Genomic DNA, 19,865 nt, shown 5'->3' with positions numbered 1-19,865 from the left:
TCCCCAGCTGTCTCGACGTGGTGCCGGAGCTTGCGACCTACACCGCGGGCACGAACGAGCTGATCCTGAACGTCGGCGACCGCGCCAACATCCGTGGCGGCGGCTACGAGGGCGAGACCAAGGAAGATTACGAGGTTACGGCGCTGTCCAACGGCCAGGTCAAGGTCAAGGCCTTCGGCTTCACCCAGACCTACGGCACCGAGGACGGCGACGACATCCAGTCGATCCGCGGCGACTTCGGCAGCGATCATGACAGCCTGATCCTGTCGGGCGATTTCGAGACCAAGGCCGGCACCGACATGGGCATCTCGATCCGCGGCGGGTCGGGCAACGACGTGCTGCAGGGCGGCCAGAATGCCGAAACCCTGATCGGCGGAACCGGCGACGACGAGGTCTATGGCGGCGGCGGCGACGACCTGCTCTATGCTTCCAACCCCGGCGAGTCCGGCATCAGCGGCCAGGACAACCTCGACGGCGGATCCGGCAATGACCTGCTGATCGGCTCCGACGGGAACGACGTGGCCCGGGGCGGCGCAGGCGACGACCGGATCTTTACCGGCGGCGGGCGCGACATCCTCTTTGGCCAGGTCGGAGATGACATCCTCGTCGGTGGTGGCGGCGCGGACCTGATCTTTGGCGAGGACGGCACCGACCAGCTGTTCGGCGGCGGCGATGCGGACGTGATGCTGGGCGGGTCGGACAACGACCTGATCGTCGGTGGCAACACCGCGACCAATCCTACCCCGACCGAGGCGCTGACCGCGGGCATGTTCGCCGCCGAAGGGGCCGACGGCGCAGACTTCATCGCCGGCGACAGCGCGGGCTTCGCCTTCATCGAGGGGCAGCCGAACAAGAACGCGAGCTTCTTCAACGACTTCAAGGCCCGGACGGGCTACGCCCCGACGCTGGATTACAACACCCTGGCCGCGGCGCTGCCCGGTGTGTCCGAGGGCGACGATTCGATCGTCGGCTTCATGGGCGATGACTGGATCGCCGGCCAGGGCGGCGATGACGACATCGACGCGGGCACGAACAACGACGTCGTCCACGCCGGGGCCGGGGAGGATTCCGTCATCGGCAGCACCGGGGCCGACCTGATCTTTGGCGGGTCGGGCGACGACATCATCGACGCGGGCGCCCAGAACGACGTGGTGCTCGGGGATGCGGGCGCGGATACGATCCTCGGCAAGTCGGGCGACGACAAGCTGACTGGCGGCGACGGCGACGACAGCATTCTTGGCGGGGTCGGCGACGACCGCATCAACGGCGGCCGCGGCGACGACAGCCTTGCCGGCGAATCCGGCGATGACACCGTGCGCGGGCAGGAGGGCAACGACACCATCACCGGCGGCGCCGACAACGACCGGCTGAGCGGCGACGCCGGCGCGGACAGCATCAGCGGCAACGACGGCGACGACCGGATCTCGGGCGGGCGAGACGGCGACACGATCTTCGGCAACGCGGGCGCGGACCGGATCTATGGCGGCGGCGACCGCGACAGCCTTTACGGCGGGACCGAGGGCGACACGATCCTCGGCGACGACGGCAACGACACGATCGAGGGCAACGAGGGTGCCGATTCGATCCGTGGCGGCGCGGATGACGACGAGATCCTCGGGGGCCTCGGCGGTGACAGCATCGCGGGCGAGGCCGGCGAGGACCGGATCTGGGGCCAGGAGGGCGCAGACAGCATCAGCGGCGGGCTCGGCGCCGACGAGGTCCGCGGCGGCAGCGGCGACGACCAGATCGACGGCGATGCGGGCAGCGACCTGCTGTTCGGCGGCTCGGGCGACGACAGTCTCTCGGGCGGCGGCGATGCGGACTTCCTGCACGGCGAGACCGGCAACGACGTGATCGACGCGGGCGCGGGCGATGACGTGGCCACGGGCGGCGCGGGCGACGACGATCTGACTGGCGGCGACGGCAACGACCTGCTGCTGGGCAATGCCGGGACCGATGTGCTGACCGGCGAGGACGGCGACGATGTCCTGCGGGCCGGCGATGGCGTCGGCAACCAGCTCTTTGGCGGCGACGGGCGGGACCTGCTGTTCGGCGCCGACGTGGTCTCGGCCACCGGCGACAGCCTGTTCGGGGGCAATGACGATGACAGCGTCTTTGGCCTGGCGGGCGACGACACCATCGGGCTTGGCGAGGGCAACGACTATGCCGAGGGCGGGCGTGGCGACGACAGCATCTCCGGCGACGCCGGCCGCGACGAGATCCACGGCGGCCGCGGCGACGATTCCGTGGCCGGTGGCGACGACATCGACCTGATCTTCGGCGATCTCGGCGACGACAGCCTTCGCGGCGGGGCCGGCGACGACCAGATCGACGGAGGCCTCGGCACCGACACCATCCGTGGCGACGCGGGCGACGACACCCTGCGGGCGGGCGGCGGCGACGGCGACAGCATCGCGGGCGACGGCGGCCACGATGTCATCACCGGCTCCGACGACGGCGGCGACATCATATCGGGGGGCACCGGTGACGACCGGATCGAGAGCCTCGGGGGCAACGATTCCGTCAACGGCAACCAGGGCGACGACGCGATCTCGACCGGTGCCGGGGACGACACGGCGGACGGCGGCCTGGGCCGGGACGTGATCGACGGCGGTGCGGATGACGACCTGCTGCGCGGCGCGGCCACCGGCGGTGACGGTGCCGCGGACGAGGTCGACCGGATCTTTGGCCGGGCCGGCGACGACCTGATTTTCGGCGGCGCGGGGGCGGACCTGATGTTCGGCGGGCTGGGTGACGACGATATCGTCGCGGGCCCCGGCACCGGCGACACGGTGGATTACGGGCCCGGCGGCGACGGCGCCGGCCTTGGCGCAGGCACCGCGGATCCGGTGATCCCCCCGATCGCGCCCGCGGCCCCGCAGCCGCAGGACCTTCCCAACGGCATCCTCGCCACCGCGGGCTGGACCAACCTGTCCGGTCTGGCGGGCCTTGAGCTGGCGGGGGCCGAAGGGCTGCCGCCGCAGAGCTTTGCCCTCGCCAGCGCCCCCGGCGGCGGGCGCTTTGCTGCCTGGATCGATCCGGCGGACGGCGGCGGCGTGCGCGTGGCCCTGCAATCCGGCAGCGGCTGGACAGAGCTTGGCGGTTCGGTCACCGGACAAGGCGTGGCCGCCGGCGCGACCGGCAGCCTGAGCGCGGTCGACCTGATGGTCGACGCCACCGGCGCTCCCGTCGTGGCCTGGATAGAGACCGGGTCCAGCGATGCGATTCACGTCATGCGCTGGAACGGCGCGGCCTGGGTCCAGCAGGGGCCAGACCTGAACATCGGGCTGGCGGGCCTCTCGGATGGGCTGACGCTCGCCGAGTCCGGCGGAGAGCTGGCGGCGTTCTGGAGGGATACCGGCGGGATCAAGGCCCGCATCCTGACCGCGGGCACCTGGCAGGCGCTGGGCGTCGGCTCTGTCCTGACCGGTTCGGTCAATTCCTTCGACGTCGCGGTCGCGGCCTCCGGCGATTTCGCGGTGGCCTACGACCAGAACGCGACCGAAAGCTCGGCACTCGGCGTGCGCCTGTTCGACGGCGCCAGCTGGAGCACCGTCGCCGGCGTCACAACCGATACCGCCAGCGACCCCTCGGTTGCCTGGATCGGCAGCACGCTCTACCTCGCCTATACCGAGATCAACGACGCCACCGGAGAGCGCGACGATATCGCGGTGCGCAGCTGGAACGGCACAAGCTGGACGAACCGTTCCTCCGGTCTGAGCATGCCGGGCGAGGTCGCCTCGGCGCCGGACCTGGCCACAGGCGGTGGCGCGTTGCACCTGGTCTGGCAATCGGTCCGGGCCGGCGACACGACCCATCCGGTCGAGATCGAGCACCGGATCCTGCAGGGCGGCGTGTTCGTCGAGCGTATCCCGGGCGACGCGCTCAGCCCCGGGGCGGGCCTGCAGCAGGACGATCTGGCCGGGCTCGACCTTGCGGTCGACGGCACCGGCACCGCTTTCGTCGGCTTCATGACCGGCGGGCCGGGGGGCGCGGGAGAGGCCTACCGCGGCCTGGTGACCCTGGCCGGCACCGAACCCGCGACGCGTGTCGTGGCGGCAAGCCTCGCGGCCGCGCAGGCCGCGCTCAGTTCCGGTGCGCCCGGAACCACGGTGGTTCTCGCGGCGGGGACCTATGGCGGCGGCCTGACCATCGCCTCGGATGGCGTGGCCCTGGTCGGCGCGGGCCCGGGCGTGACGGTGACCGGCGGCGTGGCCGTCACCGGATCCGGCGTGACGGTTCAGGGCCTCGACCTGGGGTCGCTGGCCGCGACCGGCGCCGACGGCCTGCGGCTGAGCGACCTGACACTTGGCCAGATGACCCTCACCGGCGGCGACGGCATCGGGATCGAGCGTGTGACGGCCTCCGGCGCGGTGCAGCTCGGCGGGCAGACGGATCTTCTGGCCCGCGCCAACGCCTTCCTCGGCGGCACCGTCATCGCGACCGCCGTGGACGGGCTGATCGAGGGCAACCTTCTGGAGGGCACCACGGCGCTGACCATCGACGCGGTCGCGACAGGCATGATCCGCGACAACGAGATCGCGGGCACCGGCTTGGGCCTGGCCTACAACGCCGGGGCGCAGATTTCGGGCAACCTCATCACCGGCATGACGGGCGTGACCACCAGCGTCGCCAGCCCTGCCGCGGCCTTCGGCGCGAGCGGGCGGAACACCGTCATCGGCGAGGCCCTCGGCGTCTCGCTGACCGACGCACTGCTGGTCAATACCGATGTGACCGGCGGCACCACCGGCGTCAGCGGCACCGGCAAGATCGGTGGCGACGACCTGGCCTCGGGCGTCCTGATCCACGACAGCGCCACGGGTGTCTCGGGCTTCTCCGGGCGGATCCTGCACCTGACGGTGATGGACAGCGGCCGCGGCGTGGTCGCCACCGCCGGGCAGGAGATCCTGCGGTCGGTCTTCGTGCGCACGGGCACCGAGGCGATCCTGGTGGACGGCGTCTCGGGCGTGCAGATCGAGGGCGTCACGATCCAGACGCCCACCGGCGACGGTGTCCGCCTTGCGGGCGCGGCCAGCGAGGTCGAGGTCCTGAGCTCGGTGATCGAGGTCGCGGGCGGCTATGCGATCAACGTCGCGAACACGGCGCAGACCGGGTTCTTCAGCGACTGGAACCTGCTGCACGCCGAAGGATCGGGGCATCTGGTCTACTGGACCAGGGATTTCGACGACATCCTCGACTGGCAGATGGACCTCGCGCGGTTCGATCTGCATTCCACCGGCACCACGGTCATCAACCCGATGCTATCGCGCCCGGTCTTCGCCGACCGCGCGGGCGGCGATCTGTCGATCCTGCCGACGCTGGCGGGGCAGCGGATCACCTCGGTCGGGGCCGAAGCGGGCGACCCCGCGACCCTGGCCGACCGCGCCGGTTTCGTGGACAACCTGCTGGGCAACCCCGGCTTCGAGACTGGCGGAACCGGCTGGACCGTGAACGCGACCGGGTCGGTCGCCGCGACCGGCGGTTTCCGGAACGGCGGACATTTCCAGCCGGGCAACGCGGCTCTCGGTTTCGCCGAGCAGACCGTGGCGCTGGACCTTGCCAGCTTCAGCGCGGCCGACATCGACACCGGGCAGGTGGACCTGATCTTCGGCGGGCGGCTGCGGTCGGACGGCACCGGCCCCTTCGCCGACGCGGGCTCCATCACGCTGACCTTCCTCGACGCGGGCGGCGCGCAGGTCGGCAGCCCCGTGCGGATCGACAGCAGCAACCCCGGCGACCGCTGGGAGCGGCTGGCCGAGCGGGTCGAGATCCCGGCCGGCGCCCGGCAGATCACCTTCCGGTTCGAGGCGGCGCGCGACGGCACCGGCACAAACCAGGCCAGGCTCGACGCGGCCTTCGCGGTGATGACCGCCGCGCGGGTGGGCACCGATGTGGGTGCCGTGCCCGAAAGCGCCCGGATCGCCGGCGGCACGATGCAGGATCCGCGCCTGCGGCTCGTCTTCCCCGACCTCTATACCGATTGGGAAAAGACCGAGCCGCTTTCCATCCGCTGGGACAGCTTCGGCAACACCGCCGGCTCTCCGGTGTCGATCACGCTCTGGCAGGACGGCCCCTCGGGGCCAGAGCTGGTCACGACCATCGCCACGACGCCGAACGACGGCGAGCACATCTGGATTCCCGACACCAGCGGCATCGACTTCGGCACCTACGGCCTGCGCATCCAGGTCAGCCTTGCGGATAGCCCCGAGGTCTTCGACCGCTCGGTCGAGACCTTCACGATTCCCGAGGACGGCACAGAGTTCTGGGTCGACGATTCCAGCAACGTGGACGACGAATTCACCCCCGGCGTGACCGGCAGCAACCGGGCCACGGGCAAGCTGGCCGATGCGCCGAAATCCTCGCCGATCAACCTGCTGCGGGCCTACGACCTCGGGGCCGGGGCGATCCTGCGCGTGGATACTGGGGAATACCCGCTTCTGTCCGACATGGTCATCTCGGGCACCTTCGATTTCGGCCTGGGGCTGGACGAAGGCTTCCAGATGATCGGCGCCGCGACCGGCGAGACGCTGCTGCGCCCGGTGCTGGGGGCGCAGTCCGGCCATCACGGGATCGAGCTTTACGACGCCGATTTCGTCACCCTGACGAACCTCTCGATCGCCGATGCGGATTACGGCCTCTGGGTGCGCAACGATTCCCAGAACCTGACCATCGACGGGCTGACGGTGTCGAACACCCTGCGCGACGGCATCCGGATCGAGAGCGGCCAGTCCGGGATCACCATCGACGGGCTCGACATCAGCAACACCGGCCGTGACGGCCTTTATGTTGCGGGCAGCGTCGACCATCTCGACAACTCGGTGTTCCGCAACATCGGCGACGATGCGGTCGAGGCGCGGGGCAGTATTGCCCGGATCGACGGTCTCGATATCCAGAACGTCGACGACTACGGCATCTACCTGCAGGTGACCGGCGGCGGTGCGCTGACACGCACGACTGTGGATGATGCGCGCAACGGTGTTTACCTGTCGAATTCTACCGGCCTGTTCACCGTGGGTGACGAGGACCTTTCACAGGCGCTCGGCATCATCGTGTCGAACATCCAGTCGACCGGGATCTCGGCCAACGGCAGCTCTCTGGTCGCTGGATCGACGGTTCTGAGCTCGGGCCTCTCGGTGTCCTCCGCCTACGGGATCCTGATCAGCGGAAGCGCGGATGCCGTGTCGAACGTGGTGACCGGCTCCGACCGGGGGATCTATACCAACAGCGTCGGTTCGGACATCCTAAACAACCGGATCTATGCCAACCGCGAGTACGGCATCCTCACCGGCCGCAGCGGCACCATCGGCGGGAACGTCATCTACGACAGCGTCGTGGGGATTGACGTCAACACCTTCTCGGCGCTCAGCGTCCTCAACAACCTGGTCTATGCGAACTCGACCGCCGCCTTCCGGACGGGGGCGAGCGGCGCGACCACGATCCGCTCCAACACCTTCGTGCAGAGCGGCTCCGGCATCGCCGTCGACCTCGAGAGCGGGGATCGCAACACCGTCCTGCGCGACAACATCATCGTGGCGGATGGCGCGGGCGCGCTGGGCGTGCGGATGCATCCGAACGCCCAGGGCTCTTTCGATTCCGATTTCAATCTGTTCCAGACGCTGAACGGGGCCAACCTTGGGGTCTGGCAATCCGCGAACCGGGCGACCCTCGCGGATTGGCAGATCGCAAGCTTCCTCGACGCCGAGAGCATCGTCGGCGATCCGGGCTTCGTCGATCCGGCGGGCGCGGACGGGGTTGTCGGCTACGTCAGCGCCGGCGCCTCGGACGGGCGTGACGACAATTTCCACCTCTCCAGCCTGACCGGGCAGGAAATGACCGCCGCGCTGGCGCCGGTGCTGGACGGGACGACCGGTCTGCCGGTGTTCCTGGCCTCCACCCGGATCGCCGGAGGCAGCCAGTCCATCGCCATCGACCGAGCAGACCTTGCCGCGGTCGTCGCGGACGAGCCGGTCGAGAACGGTGGATACCGCAACCTCGGCGCCTATGGCGGGACGGTCCAGGCCTCGGAAAGCCCGGCCCAGTTCATCCTGACCACCGCGCCGCGCGACGGCGAGACGGTGCAGCAGGGCGACACGGTCGAGATCGACTGGCGTGCCGCAGGCGTGCCCGGCGACGTCACCATTTCCGTGTCGCAGAATGGCGGGGCTTTCGTCGACATCGCGACCGGAGAGGCCAACGACGGCAGCTACATCTGGGCCGTCCCCGTGGCGCAGCCGCTGGACAGCTACCGGATCCGGGTCTCCTCCGACGATGTGGCCGGGCTCGAGGGGATATCGGACTCGTTCCAGGTCGCGGCCCCGATCAATGTCTACTACGTCAACGATTCCAGCACCGTGGGCGATGTCTATGCCACCGCGGCGGGCAGCGCGACGAATGACGGCCTGACGGCGGGGACGCCGATCGACAGCCTGCGGCAGTTGCTCGAGACCTATGACCTGGGGGCGGGCGACATCGTGCTGGTCGACACCGGCGTCTACAGCCTGACGGCGAACATCCGGCTCGACGACACCGTCTCGGGCACAGGTGATGCGGCCGGCGAGCGGTTCATCATCCGCGGGCCCGACGTGGCCGGCGCCGTTGCGCGGTTCGACCGGGGCAACACCTCGGCCGGGGCCTATGTCTTCGACGTGATCGGCGACTGGATCACGATCGAGGATCTGACCCTCGTCAGCGGCGACGATACCGTGCGGGTGCGCGACACCGCCGAGGGGCTGACCCTTGACGGGATCACGATCCACGATCCCTCTGACACCGGCGTTGCGGTTCAGGCCGGCGCTTCGGGCATCCTGCTCGAGGGCCTGGTGGTCGACCTGGCCTCGCGCGGGGTCGAGCTTGAGGGCGATGCCGACGTCACCGTGCGCGACGGCCTGTTCTCGCAGAACTCCTACGGCATCCGCAGCTCCTATGACGGGCTGGTGGTCGAGAACGGACGCTATTTCGACAACACCTACGGGATCTATGTCTACGGCGAGAACGTCCTGTCCAACGTGATCGCGCACGACAATTCCCAATACGGGATCTATGTCGGCCAGGGGACTTTGATCAACGCGACGTCCTACAACCATGTCAGCGGCGAAGGTGTGACGGCGGCGATCAACGCGCGCGTGATCGGCGGCCAATTCTACAACAACTCTGTCGGGATCGTGGTCGATCGCGGCACACATGCGTCCGGCATAGAGACATTCGGCAATACCACCGGCGCCTACCTTACCGGCAATTATCTCGATACCCGGCTGACTGGATCGCGGATTTTCGACAACAGCGGGTCGAACGTCCGCGTGAATCTCTCCGGCGGCGGCGGTGTCGTGGTAGAGAACAACCTGATCTACGGCGATACCACCATTGGCCTGAACGTCGACGGCGAGCGCAACGTCCTGATCGCCAACAACACGTTCAGCCTGACGGGCGGGACGGCGATCACCGCGGATTCCGTCGTCGACATGAACGTGAATTCCAACATCTTCGCGATGGAGGGGGGCGACGTCTTTGCGATCGCGGCGGATTCCCAGGCCGGGTTCGCCTCGGATTTCAACCTTTACCACCTGACCGCGGGGGCGCGTCTGGGCACCTGGGACGCCGTCGTGGCCCCGGGCCTGACCGAGTGGTTCTATGTCACCGGCCGCGACATCTCCTCCCGGCTCGGCGATCCCGGGTTCACCGATCCAGACGGGGCGGACGATCTTCCGGGCTGGGACAGCACGACGATCCTGGCGACCCAGACCATCGACAACGCCGACGGCGGCCCGGGCTATTTCCAGACCGGGGTCATCACGCTCGACGACAAGGGCCGCAACCTGGCCGGACAGCCGGACGGAACCCAGGCGCGGATCGAACCCGGCGGGCTGGCCGAATGGACGTTCGACGGGCTCGACCCGACCGCGATCTACCGGGTCTGGGCAACCTGGGACGGCGACAGCGCCTCCAGCCGCGCCACGGTATTCGACGTGCTTGACGGCGATGTGATCGTCAGCCGCGAGCGTGTGAGCCAGTATGGCGATCCGTCCACCGCCATTGCCGGCGAAGGCGTGCCGTGGCGCGACCTGGGGCTTGTCAGGATCACCGGCGACACGCTGACGGTCCAGGCCTACGGCCAGGACAGCCGTCCGTTCCTGGCCGATGCGATCCGGATCGAGGCGCTGCCGGGCAGCGGCGCGACCGACGACGATTTCTCGATCGATCCGAACGGGCCCGCGCGCGACGGCGCCGACCTCGTGCGGCCCTATTACGCCGAGGGCGCGCCGAACGGCGGCCGTTCCGATATCGGCGCCCTGGGCGGCACGGCGCAGGCCGCGCTCTCGCCGGCCGAGCTTCTGCAGGTGCTGTCGCCGACGCGGTTCGACAAGATCGAGGTCGGCGAGGTCACCAGCGTCGCCATCCGCACCGATGGGCTGCGCGATATCAGGCCGGTCCTGAACGTGAACCTTGGCGCACGGGCAACCGCCACCGCCGTGCAGGAGCCCGGAAAGGGCGCCTGGAGCGACGGATTCCTCGTCGGCCTTTCGGGGGCCTCAAGCTCCACGGCGACCCTGTCTGGCTTGACGCTCACCTCGCCGATGCTCGGGGCGGACGGTCTCTATGCGAGTTATCTGCGCGGCGATGACATGACGCTGACCCTGCCAGAGCTGGCGGACGGCACCTACACGCTGCGGCTGCACGGCTGGTCCACCGCATATTCGGACAATCTGTCCGACCGGATCACGGTGACCGCGGATGGCGCCGAGGTGCTGACCGATTTCAGCTTCTTCGGTCTTACCGGCGCCCGCAGTGTCGTCGGCACCGTCGCCATGCAGGTGACTGTGACCGGCGGGGATGGCCTGTCCATCCGGATCGAGGCGCCGGGCAGCTACAACCCGGCCATCGCGGCCCTCGAAGTGCAGGAGACCGTGCCGGGCGGCGACCCCGCGGCGACCGTGGCGGTCGAAGCCTCGACCGACGGCGGCGTGACCTGGACAAGCGTCGGCTCCGGCATCGCGCTCGACCGGTTCGGCGCCGCCCAGTTCGACTGGACCCCGGCAGAAGCCTTTGCCGACACTTCCACCCGGCTGCGCGCGGTCTCTGAACAGACCGGTGCCGAGGGCGAGATCAGCGGCGCGATCCTGATCGGCAACAACGGCCGCGACTTCTTCATCAACGACGGCAGCCTGACCGGCGACCAGTACACCACCGCGGTGGGCGACGATGCCAACACCGGCAAATCGGCCGATGCGCCGATGGCGACGCTGGCGAACCTGCTGGACACCTACGACCTCGAGGCCGGCGACCGCGTCTTTGTCGACAGCGGTGTCTACCTGCTGACCCGGGACACGACGTTCACTGCCGACGATTCCGGCGACGCCAGCCAGTTCGTCGAGGTGATTGGCCCCACGGTCGAGGGGTCCGAGGCGATATTCGACCGCACCTCGCGCACCACCGGCGCGGACGGGTTCCAGATCCTCGGGGCCGACTACATCCGCATCAGCAACGTGACCGTGACCAACGCATACCGTGGCTTCGCGATCCTGAGCGGGTCGGACTTCACCGTGCTCGACAATGTGACGGTGCACGACACGGACCACGAGGCGGTCGAGGTCAGCACCGACAGCCATGACGGCCTGTTCCGCGACCTGACCCTGCGCAATTCTGCGCTCACCACCGGCAACGCGGCGTATTTCGGCGGTGACCGCATCGTGATGGAGGGCGGCGAGGTCCGCGAGAACAGGAACGGGGTCCAGTTCAGCAGCGCCGCAGCCGATGCCGTCATCACCGGCACGCACTTTGTCGACAACACCAGCAGATCGCTTTTCATGTACGGGGGGACGGCGTCCGACCTCGTCATCGACGGCAACCTGGGCGGCGTGAATTCGACCGCGGCCTATCTCTACGACGTGACCGCCACCGGGATCGCGGCCACCGGCAACCAGGGCTTCGCGGTCCAGAGCTATTACGGCAGCCTGAGCGACAGCGTCTTTACCGGCAACCGGGTCGGTGTCGACGCGTATATCGGCGCCCGGGTGTTCAACAATACCTTCGTCGACAACACCGATGTGGGGATCTACAGCGGCCGCGCCAGCAGCACCGTGATCGCCGGGAATGACGTCAGCGGCTCCGCTTTCGGCATCGCGCTGCGGCCCTCCAACGGCGATTCCGCGACGATCCGCAACAACGTGATCCACGGCGACGCGATCCGCAAAGCCATCTCGATCAGCGAAGGCGATGACCACCTGGTCGAGAACAATACCATCGTCATGGGCGCGGCTGGCGAGATCGGGATAGAGATCTACGGCTCCACGCCGGATTCCGTCCTGCGCAACAACCTGGTGCAGATGTCCGCGGGCGCGGCGCTCAGCCTGACGCCAGAGGCGCAACTGGGCGTCCGGTCGGACTACAACCAGTTCGATCTGAGCGGAACGGCGACCGTCGGCCTCTGGGATGGGCAGGTCTATGCCGGGCGCGAGGCGTTCCACTACGCCACCGGCCTCGACGGCCATTCGATCGAGGCGCCGGCGATGTTCGTCGACGCGGCCGGGGGCGATTTCCGTCTGATGGCCGCCGGGCCCGGCGTGGATGCGGGCGACCCCGGGTCGATCCACACGCTGGAGCCCGACACCAACGGCGGCCGCGTGAACATCGGCGCCTTCGGCAACACCGCCGATGCGCAGACCTCGGCGGCCCAGACCATCCAGGTGCTCTCGCCGAACCGGGGCGAGAAATTCCAGGCCGGCACGTCCTATCCGCTGACCTTCCGCACCTACGGCTTCCTGCGCGACCAGGCGGTGTTGTCCCTGTCGGCCCGCTCTGTCGAGATCACGGCGCCGGACGGGGTCCACTGGCAATCCTCCGACGCCTTCCGCAGCGGCTCGGGCATTCTCAGGAGTGTCGGCACCAACTATGTCGGGACGGATCGCCCCGAGGTGCCGGTCGAGATCTACGACTGGGCCGTCCGGATCCCGTCGTCCGGCACACCTCTGCGCTACACCCTGCCCGCCGCCGACGGCACCTTCGCCCTGCGCGTCCACGGCATCGCAGGCAGCTCGACCCCGGCCTCGTTCGACGTCTTCGTCAACGGCGTCGAGATGGCCAGCAACCGGACCTTCTACGACGCGACGGACGGCACTTATGTCGCCACCAGCTTCGACGTTTCCGGCATCGCCGCCGTGGATGGCGAGATCGTGGTGGAGTTCATGGCCGACAGCTCCAGCGGCTACCCGCTGTTGTCCGGGCTGGAACTGCTGCGCGAAGTGCCCGCCGCCTCGGGCACCCCGCGGTTCGACATGGAGGTCTCCACGGATGGCGGCACGAGCTGGACGCCGGTGGCCGGCGGCGTGACCGTGAACCGCGCCGGGCTGGGCACGGTCGACTGGATCGCCACCCCCGAAACCGCGGGAGAGACCGCCCTGATCCGCGTGACGGATGCCAACGGCGTGCTGTCCGACACCTCGGATTCCGGGTTCCGGATCGCCAATGGCGGGCGCGATTTCTACGTCAACGACGACAGCCTCGTCGGCGACATCTACACCACCGCCATCGGCGACAACAGCAACTCGGGCAAGTCGGCGGCCGATCCCATGGCCGATCTCGGCGCACTGATCCGCGCCTACGACCTCGAGGCCGGCGACCGGATCTGGATCGACGCGGGGTCCTACGTGATCCCGACCGACATCTTCCTGGATGCCGAGGATTCGGGGGCAGAGGGCAACCCGATCACGATCCGCGGCGCCGGGCAGGGGGCCACGGTCTTTACCCGGCTGTCCAACGACGCGGGCAGCGACGGCTTCCAGTTCCGGGGCGCCACCGACATCAGCATGTCGGACTTCAGCCTGGTCGGCGGTTACCGCGGCTTCGTGATGGAGACGAGCGCGGCCAGCGACCGCGTCACCCTGTCCGACCTGACCCTGACGGACATGCAGTACCAGGGGATCTATGCCCTGGCCGGGAACAGCGACCTGTCGTTGCGGGATCTCGTCGTCAGCAACACCGGCTTGTCCAACAGCAACACCTATGCCATCGACAGCGCGGTCACCAACCTCACCCTGACCGGCGGACAGTTCTTCGACAACGGCCGGGCGCTCGAGGTCGGCGGCAGCGGCACGAGCGTCGCCGAAGGGTTCGAGGTTTCGGGCAGCCGCTCGACCGGGGCGGCGGTCTACGTCCCGAGCCTTAGTTCCGGGGTGAGCGTCACCATCCGCGATGCGGTGATCCGCGACAACGCGGGCGACGGGGTCTCGATCAACGACACCGATGGGCGGATCGTCGATAGCGAGGTCTATGGCAACGCGGCCACCAACATCTATGTCGCCTACGGCTCGGCGGTCGGCAACGTTGTCCACGGCGGGACGACGGGCATCTACAACCTTGGCGGATCCATCGAGAACAATCGGATCTTCTCGAACGATACCGGGGTCTATGGCCGGGGCGGCACTTTCCTGCGCAACCAGATCTATTCCAATGCGACCGGTGTCAGCACCTACACCAGCAGCTCGGCACTATACGATTTCCGGCAGAACCTGATCTATGACAACACCAATGCGGCGGTTGTCTTCTCGGGGCGGACGGGTGCCGACTTCGTCGGCAACACGATCTATCAATCTGTCGGCAACGCCCTGTCCCTGAACAACGCGTTCGCGACCGACATCACCCTTCGCAACAATATCCTGCAATCGGATCAGGGCGATATCATCTCGGTATCGGCAGCCGCCGCGGGCGGCACGTTCGACAGCGATTTCAACCTGTTCCACCGGGGAACGGTGCAGGCGTCGGTGGGCGACTGGGCCGGCACCGCGGCCACGGACCTCGCCGATTGGCAAGGGGTCTCGGGCGAGGGATCCTCGAGCGTCCAGGCCGCGCCGGACTTCCTCGACATCGACGGCGCCGACAACGTGCTGGGCGGGCTCGACACCAACCTGGGCGGCGGGGCCGACGACAACTTCAACCTCGACGCAGGCTCTGCGGCGATCGACGCGGGCACGGCTTTCGGCGCCCTGCTGCGCGACTACTTCGACCGCCCCCGGTCCGACGACCCGACGACGCCCAATACCGGCGACGGCTATGATCTTTTCGTGGAGTCGAGCGGGACCGGCACCTTCGCCTATAGCGGTGTGCCCATCTCGCTGCGGTCCAGCCAGTATTTCTCCGACCAGGCCTTGCCGTTCACATTCCACTACCAGGGCACCGACTACACCGAGGTGCGCGTGGTCTCCGACGGCTATCTGCAGTTCGGAAGGCAGTCTCCGGCCTATTCCAACACCGAGGAGAATTTCCTCGCCCGGCCGATCATCGCGCCGTTCTGGACCAACATGACCACGGCCGTCACCAACGGCGACGTGTTCCGCGAAGAGGCCGGCGACGGCAGCTGGGTCCGCTTCCGCTGGCAGGGGCAGACCCAGGGTCTCGCGTCTGCCAACGATGTGAACTTCTCGGTCACCCTGTTCGACGACGGCTCGGTCGCCTTCGACTACGGGGCGGGCAACGTGGACCCGCGCGCCCGGATCGGCCTGTCGGCCGGCAACGGCGACACCTTCGTCTATTCCGACCTTAACGGCGGCAGCCCGTCCGACGGCGACATCCGGACCCTGACCCCGCAGGACGGCCTGATCTACTACGACATCGGGGCCTTTGAATTCCAGGGCGATTCCGGGGACGTGACGCCGCCCGTTGTGCTGTCGATCCCGCAGCTTCCGCCGGAGGCCGGCACCACTGCGGACGCCTTCACCGCGCTGACCGTCGTCACCAGTGAGGCGCTGGAGCTCGTGTCGGCCCGCAGCGCCGCCAACTACGAGCTGCGCGGGGCGGGCCTCGACGGTATCTTCGACACCAGCGACGACGTGCTGGTTGCCCTGCAGCCGGCCTATTCCTTCCCCGAGACTGACCTGACGCTCAGCTTCGCCGACCCGTTGGCCGACGGAAACTGGCGCCTGACGCTGTCGGGCACGCTCGCGATCTACGACACCGCGGGTAATCGGCTCGACGGCGATGGCGACGGCAACGAGGGCGGCGACTTCATCCGCACCTTCGAGGTCGACCGCTCGACCAACACCCTGCCGGTGGCGGTCTCGTCGGCGGTCCAGGTGACCGAGGACGGCACTGTCGAGATCACGCTGCAGGCCTCGGACGACGACGAAGACACGCTGACCTTCGCGATCACCAGTCAGCCGGCCTTCGGCACGCTGGCTAATTTCGATCCCTCCACCGGCGTGGTGACCTACCGCCCGACCCAGGACAGCACCAGCAGCGACACGTTCAGCTTCTCGGTGGATGACGGCAAGCTGGGCACGGCCTCGGCGACCGTTTCGATCTCGGTGGTGCCGGTCAACGACCGCCCCGTGGCGCTGGCGCAAACCGTCGCCGTGACGGGCGGCGTGCTGCAGACGTTGGTGCTCTCGGGCACCGACATCGAGACGGCGAGCGGCGATCTGGTCGCGCAGATCGTGACCGCGCCTTCGGTGGGCACGCTGACCCGGGTCAGCGACCTTGTGTTCGAATACCTCGCACCGGCCGGGACCAACGGGGCCGAGACGCTGACCTTCACGGTGACGGACACCGGCGATCCGGCGGGCACCCCGGGCAACGTGCTGACCTCGCTGGCCGCGACCGTCACGCTGAACGTCAGCCCCGGCAACACCGCCCCGGTGATCGAGGCGATCCCCGATCAGGATCTGACCCAGGGCGAGGCTCTGAGCCTGGACCTCGCGCCGCTCGTCAGCGACGGCGAGGACGATGCCGTGACGTGGGAGCTGGTCTCTGGACCCGCGGGTGCCAGCCTGACCCCGCTTGGGGTGTTCGCCTGGACCGGCGCGGGCGCTGACCGCACCGTTACCGTCACCGTGCAGGCCACCGACGACGGCTCCCCGGCCCGGTCGACCGAGGCGGAGTTCGACATTGTCCTGGCGAACACACCGCCGGTGGCCGGCCCGGTCTCGGCCGAGGTGCTCGAGGATGGATCTGTCGCGATCACGCTCGCGGGCAGCGACGCGAACGACGACGCGCTGACCTACGCGATCACCGTGCCGCCGTCCTTCGGTGCGCTGGAAAGCTTCGACGCCGAGGCCGGGACGGTCACCTATCGTCCCGATCCGGACAGCACCCAGGCGGACTCCTTCACCTACTCGGTCACCGACAGCCGCAGCGCGAGCACCACCGGCCAGGTTTCCGTCGTGGTGACGCCGGTCAACGACCGCCCCGTGGCGCTGGCGCAAACCGTCGCCGTGACGGGGGGCGTGCTGCAGACGTTGGTGCTCTCGGGCACCGACATCGAGACGGCGAGCGGCGATCTGGTCGCGCAGATCGTGACCGCGCCTTCGGTGGGCACGCTGACCCGGGTCAGCGACCTTGTGTTCGAATACCTCGCACCGGCCGGGACCAACGGGGCCGAGACGCTGACCTTCACGGTGACGGACACCGGCGATCCGGCGGGCACCCCGGGCAACGTGCTGACCTCGCTGGCCGCGACCGTCACGCTGAACGTCAGCCCCGGCAACACGGCCCCGGTGATCGAGGTCATTTCGGACCAGGTCCTGACCCAGGGCGAATCCCTGAGCCTGGACCTCTCGGGGCTCGTCAGCGATGCCGAGGACGATGACATCGTCTGGTCGCTGGTCCTGGGGCCGGCCGGCGCCTCTGTCGATCCCGACACCGGCCTTCTGACCTATACCGCCACCGGCCCGAACCGGAGCGAGGACATCCAGGTCCGCGCCATCGATGGCCGCGATGCGCTCTTGTTCGACGACGAGACTTTCTCTCTCGAGGTGCGGAACGGCGCCCCGGTCGCAAGCCTTGCCGGGCCGAGCGCTGTGCTGACCGGCGAGACGCTGACGGTGTTCCCGAGCGCGACGGATCCGGGCGGCGATGACATCGTCGACTGGCGGATCGACTGGGGTGACGGCACGGTCGAAACCCTGGCCGGCACCCTCGAAAGCCTCAGCCTCAGCCACAGCTATGCAGCGCCCGGGCCGGTCACCGTCATCCTTGCCGCGATCGACGCGCAAGGGGGCGAGAGCGACCCCGCAGACCTCGCCGTCGAGGTGCGCGACGAGAATGCCAAGCCCGCATGGGAATGGCGCCCCGCCGTCCAGTCCAATGCGGGCGAGCTTCTGACACTGGACCTGACCGACCGGGTGACCGATCCGGAGGGCGACGACCTGACCTTCGAGGTGCTGTCCTCCGACGTGGCCGGGATCACGGTGTCCGAAGACGGCGTGCTCAGCTGGGATATCCCGGCGGGAACCGAGGGCCAATTCTCGGCCCGGGTGCGGGCGACGGATGCCTTCGGCCTGCAAAGCAGCGCCATCATCCGGATCAACGTCGACAATGCCGGGCCCGTCTGGGACTGGTCGCCGGCCGTCCAGGCCAATTCCGACGGGCTCTTTGCCTTGGACCTCACGGACCGGGTGACCGATCCCGACGGCGATACCCTGACCTTTGGTCTGCTGACCTGGAACGCCGCGGGGATGACGATTTCCCCGGACGGCGTCTTCAGCTGGGATATCCCGGCCGGGACCGAGGGCCAGTTCTGGGCGCGGGTGCAGGCGATGGATCCCGCCGGTCTGAGCGCCAGCACGATCTTCCGGATCAACGTCGACAACGCCAAGCCCGATTGGGAATGGCGCCCGGCCAATTCGGCCACGGCCGGCGAGCTTTTGACGCTGGACCTCACCGACCGGGTGACCGACCCCGACGGCGACGCGCTGACCTTCGAGGTGCTGACGACCGACGCGCCGGGGCTCGTGGTCTCGGAGGGCGGGGTCCTCAGCTGGGATATTCCGCCGGCGACCGAGGGCCAGTTCACGGCCCGGGTGCGGGCCACCGACGGCTTCGGCCTGAGCGGCAGCACCATCGTCACCATCAACGTCGACAACGCCAAGCCCGATTGGGAATGGCGCCCGGCCAATTCGGCCACGGGCGGCGAGCTTTTGACGCTGGACCTCACCGACCGGGTGACCGACCCCGACGGCGACGCGCTGACCTTCGAGGTGCTGACAACCGACGCGCCGGGGCTCGTGGTCTCGGAGGGCGGGGTCCTCAGCTGGGATGTCCCGGCCCTGTCCGAAGGCAGGTTCACCGCGCAGGTGCGGGCAACCGACGCCCGCGGCCTCTCCAGCAGCACCCAGGTGCGGATCGACGTGGCAGCGCCCGCCGCGGCCTTCGCCGCGTTCAGCAGCTTTGCCGCCTTCGCGTCCGAGCCGGCGGAGAATACCCCGCCGGAGGCCACCCTGACCGGCCCCGAAACCGCGACCGTCGGCGCCGAGGTCTCGCTGACCCCGGAGGCGACCGATGCGGACGGGGATGCGATCGAGACCTGGCGCATCGATTGGGGCGACGGCGCGGTGAACGAGATAGACGGCACCCGCAACGTGATCAGCCACGTCTACGACGCCTCGGGCGAGCAGGTCGTCTCGCTGATCGCCGTCGATGCTCGTGGGGCGGAAAGTGCGCCGGCCTATCACGTGCTCTGGGCCTCCGAGATCGAGTGGACGCCCGCCCCGAGGCTCTCCATCTCGGGCGGCAGCGTGGAGCCGAGCCCCGAGGGCGACGGCGAGCAGGTCGCGTTCGAGCTCGACCTGACCGCGCCGGCGACCGAGGCGGTGACCGTCAGCTTCAGCCTCGAGGCGGATGGCGAGATCCGCGAGTTCGGCGAGGCGGTGATCCCCGCAGGGCGGGGCTCGGCGCGTCTGGCCTTCGATCTCGACAGCATCATCGCCGGGCTTTGGACCGAGGTGACGCTGCGGGTCTACAACGTCGATGGGGCGGTCTTGCCCGGCGGCAGCTTCCAGGTCGCCGAGACCCTGATGCTTGTGGACGAGGGTCGCCCGGACGCGGTGCTTGCAGACGGGCCGCTGCCGGGTCAGGTTGAGGTTGCGATCGAATGGAGCTGA

At 68.7% G+C, this 19,865-nt stretch carries 1 protein-coding gene (only partly in view); it reads left to right on the top strand.

Features of this window, described 5'->3' with window-relative positions:
• A protein-coding gene (locus ROA7023_RS14540) for a right-handed parallel beta-helix repeat-containing protein (RefSeq protein ID WP_085879764.1) crosses the window boundary here: on the top strand, nucleotides 1-19,865 show its 3' portion. 8,146 nt of this gene lie to the left of the window's left edge; only the last 19,865 of its 28,011 coding nucleotides appear in the window; its start codon lies beyond the left edge, outside the window; the stop codon is at nucleotides 19,863-19,865.

This window comes from Roseisalinus antarcticus, assembly GCF_900172355.1.
In the GTDB taxonomy this organism is placed as follows: Bacteria; Pseudomonadota; Alphaproteobacteria; order Rhodobacterales; family Rhodobacteraceae; genus Oceanicola; species Oceanicola antarcticus_A.
The sequence above is the reverse complement of the archived record's forward strand: the minus strand, read 5'-3'. Positions and strand labels throughout refer to the sequence as shown.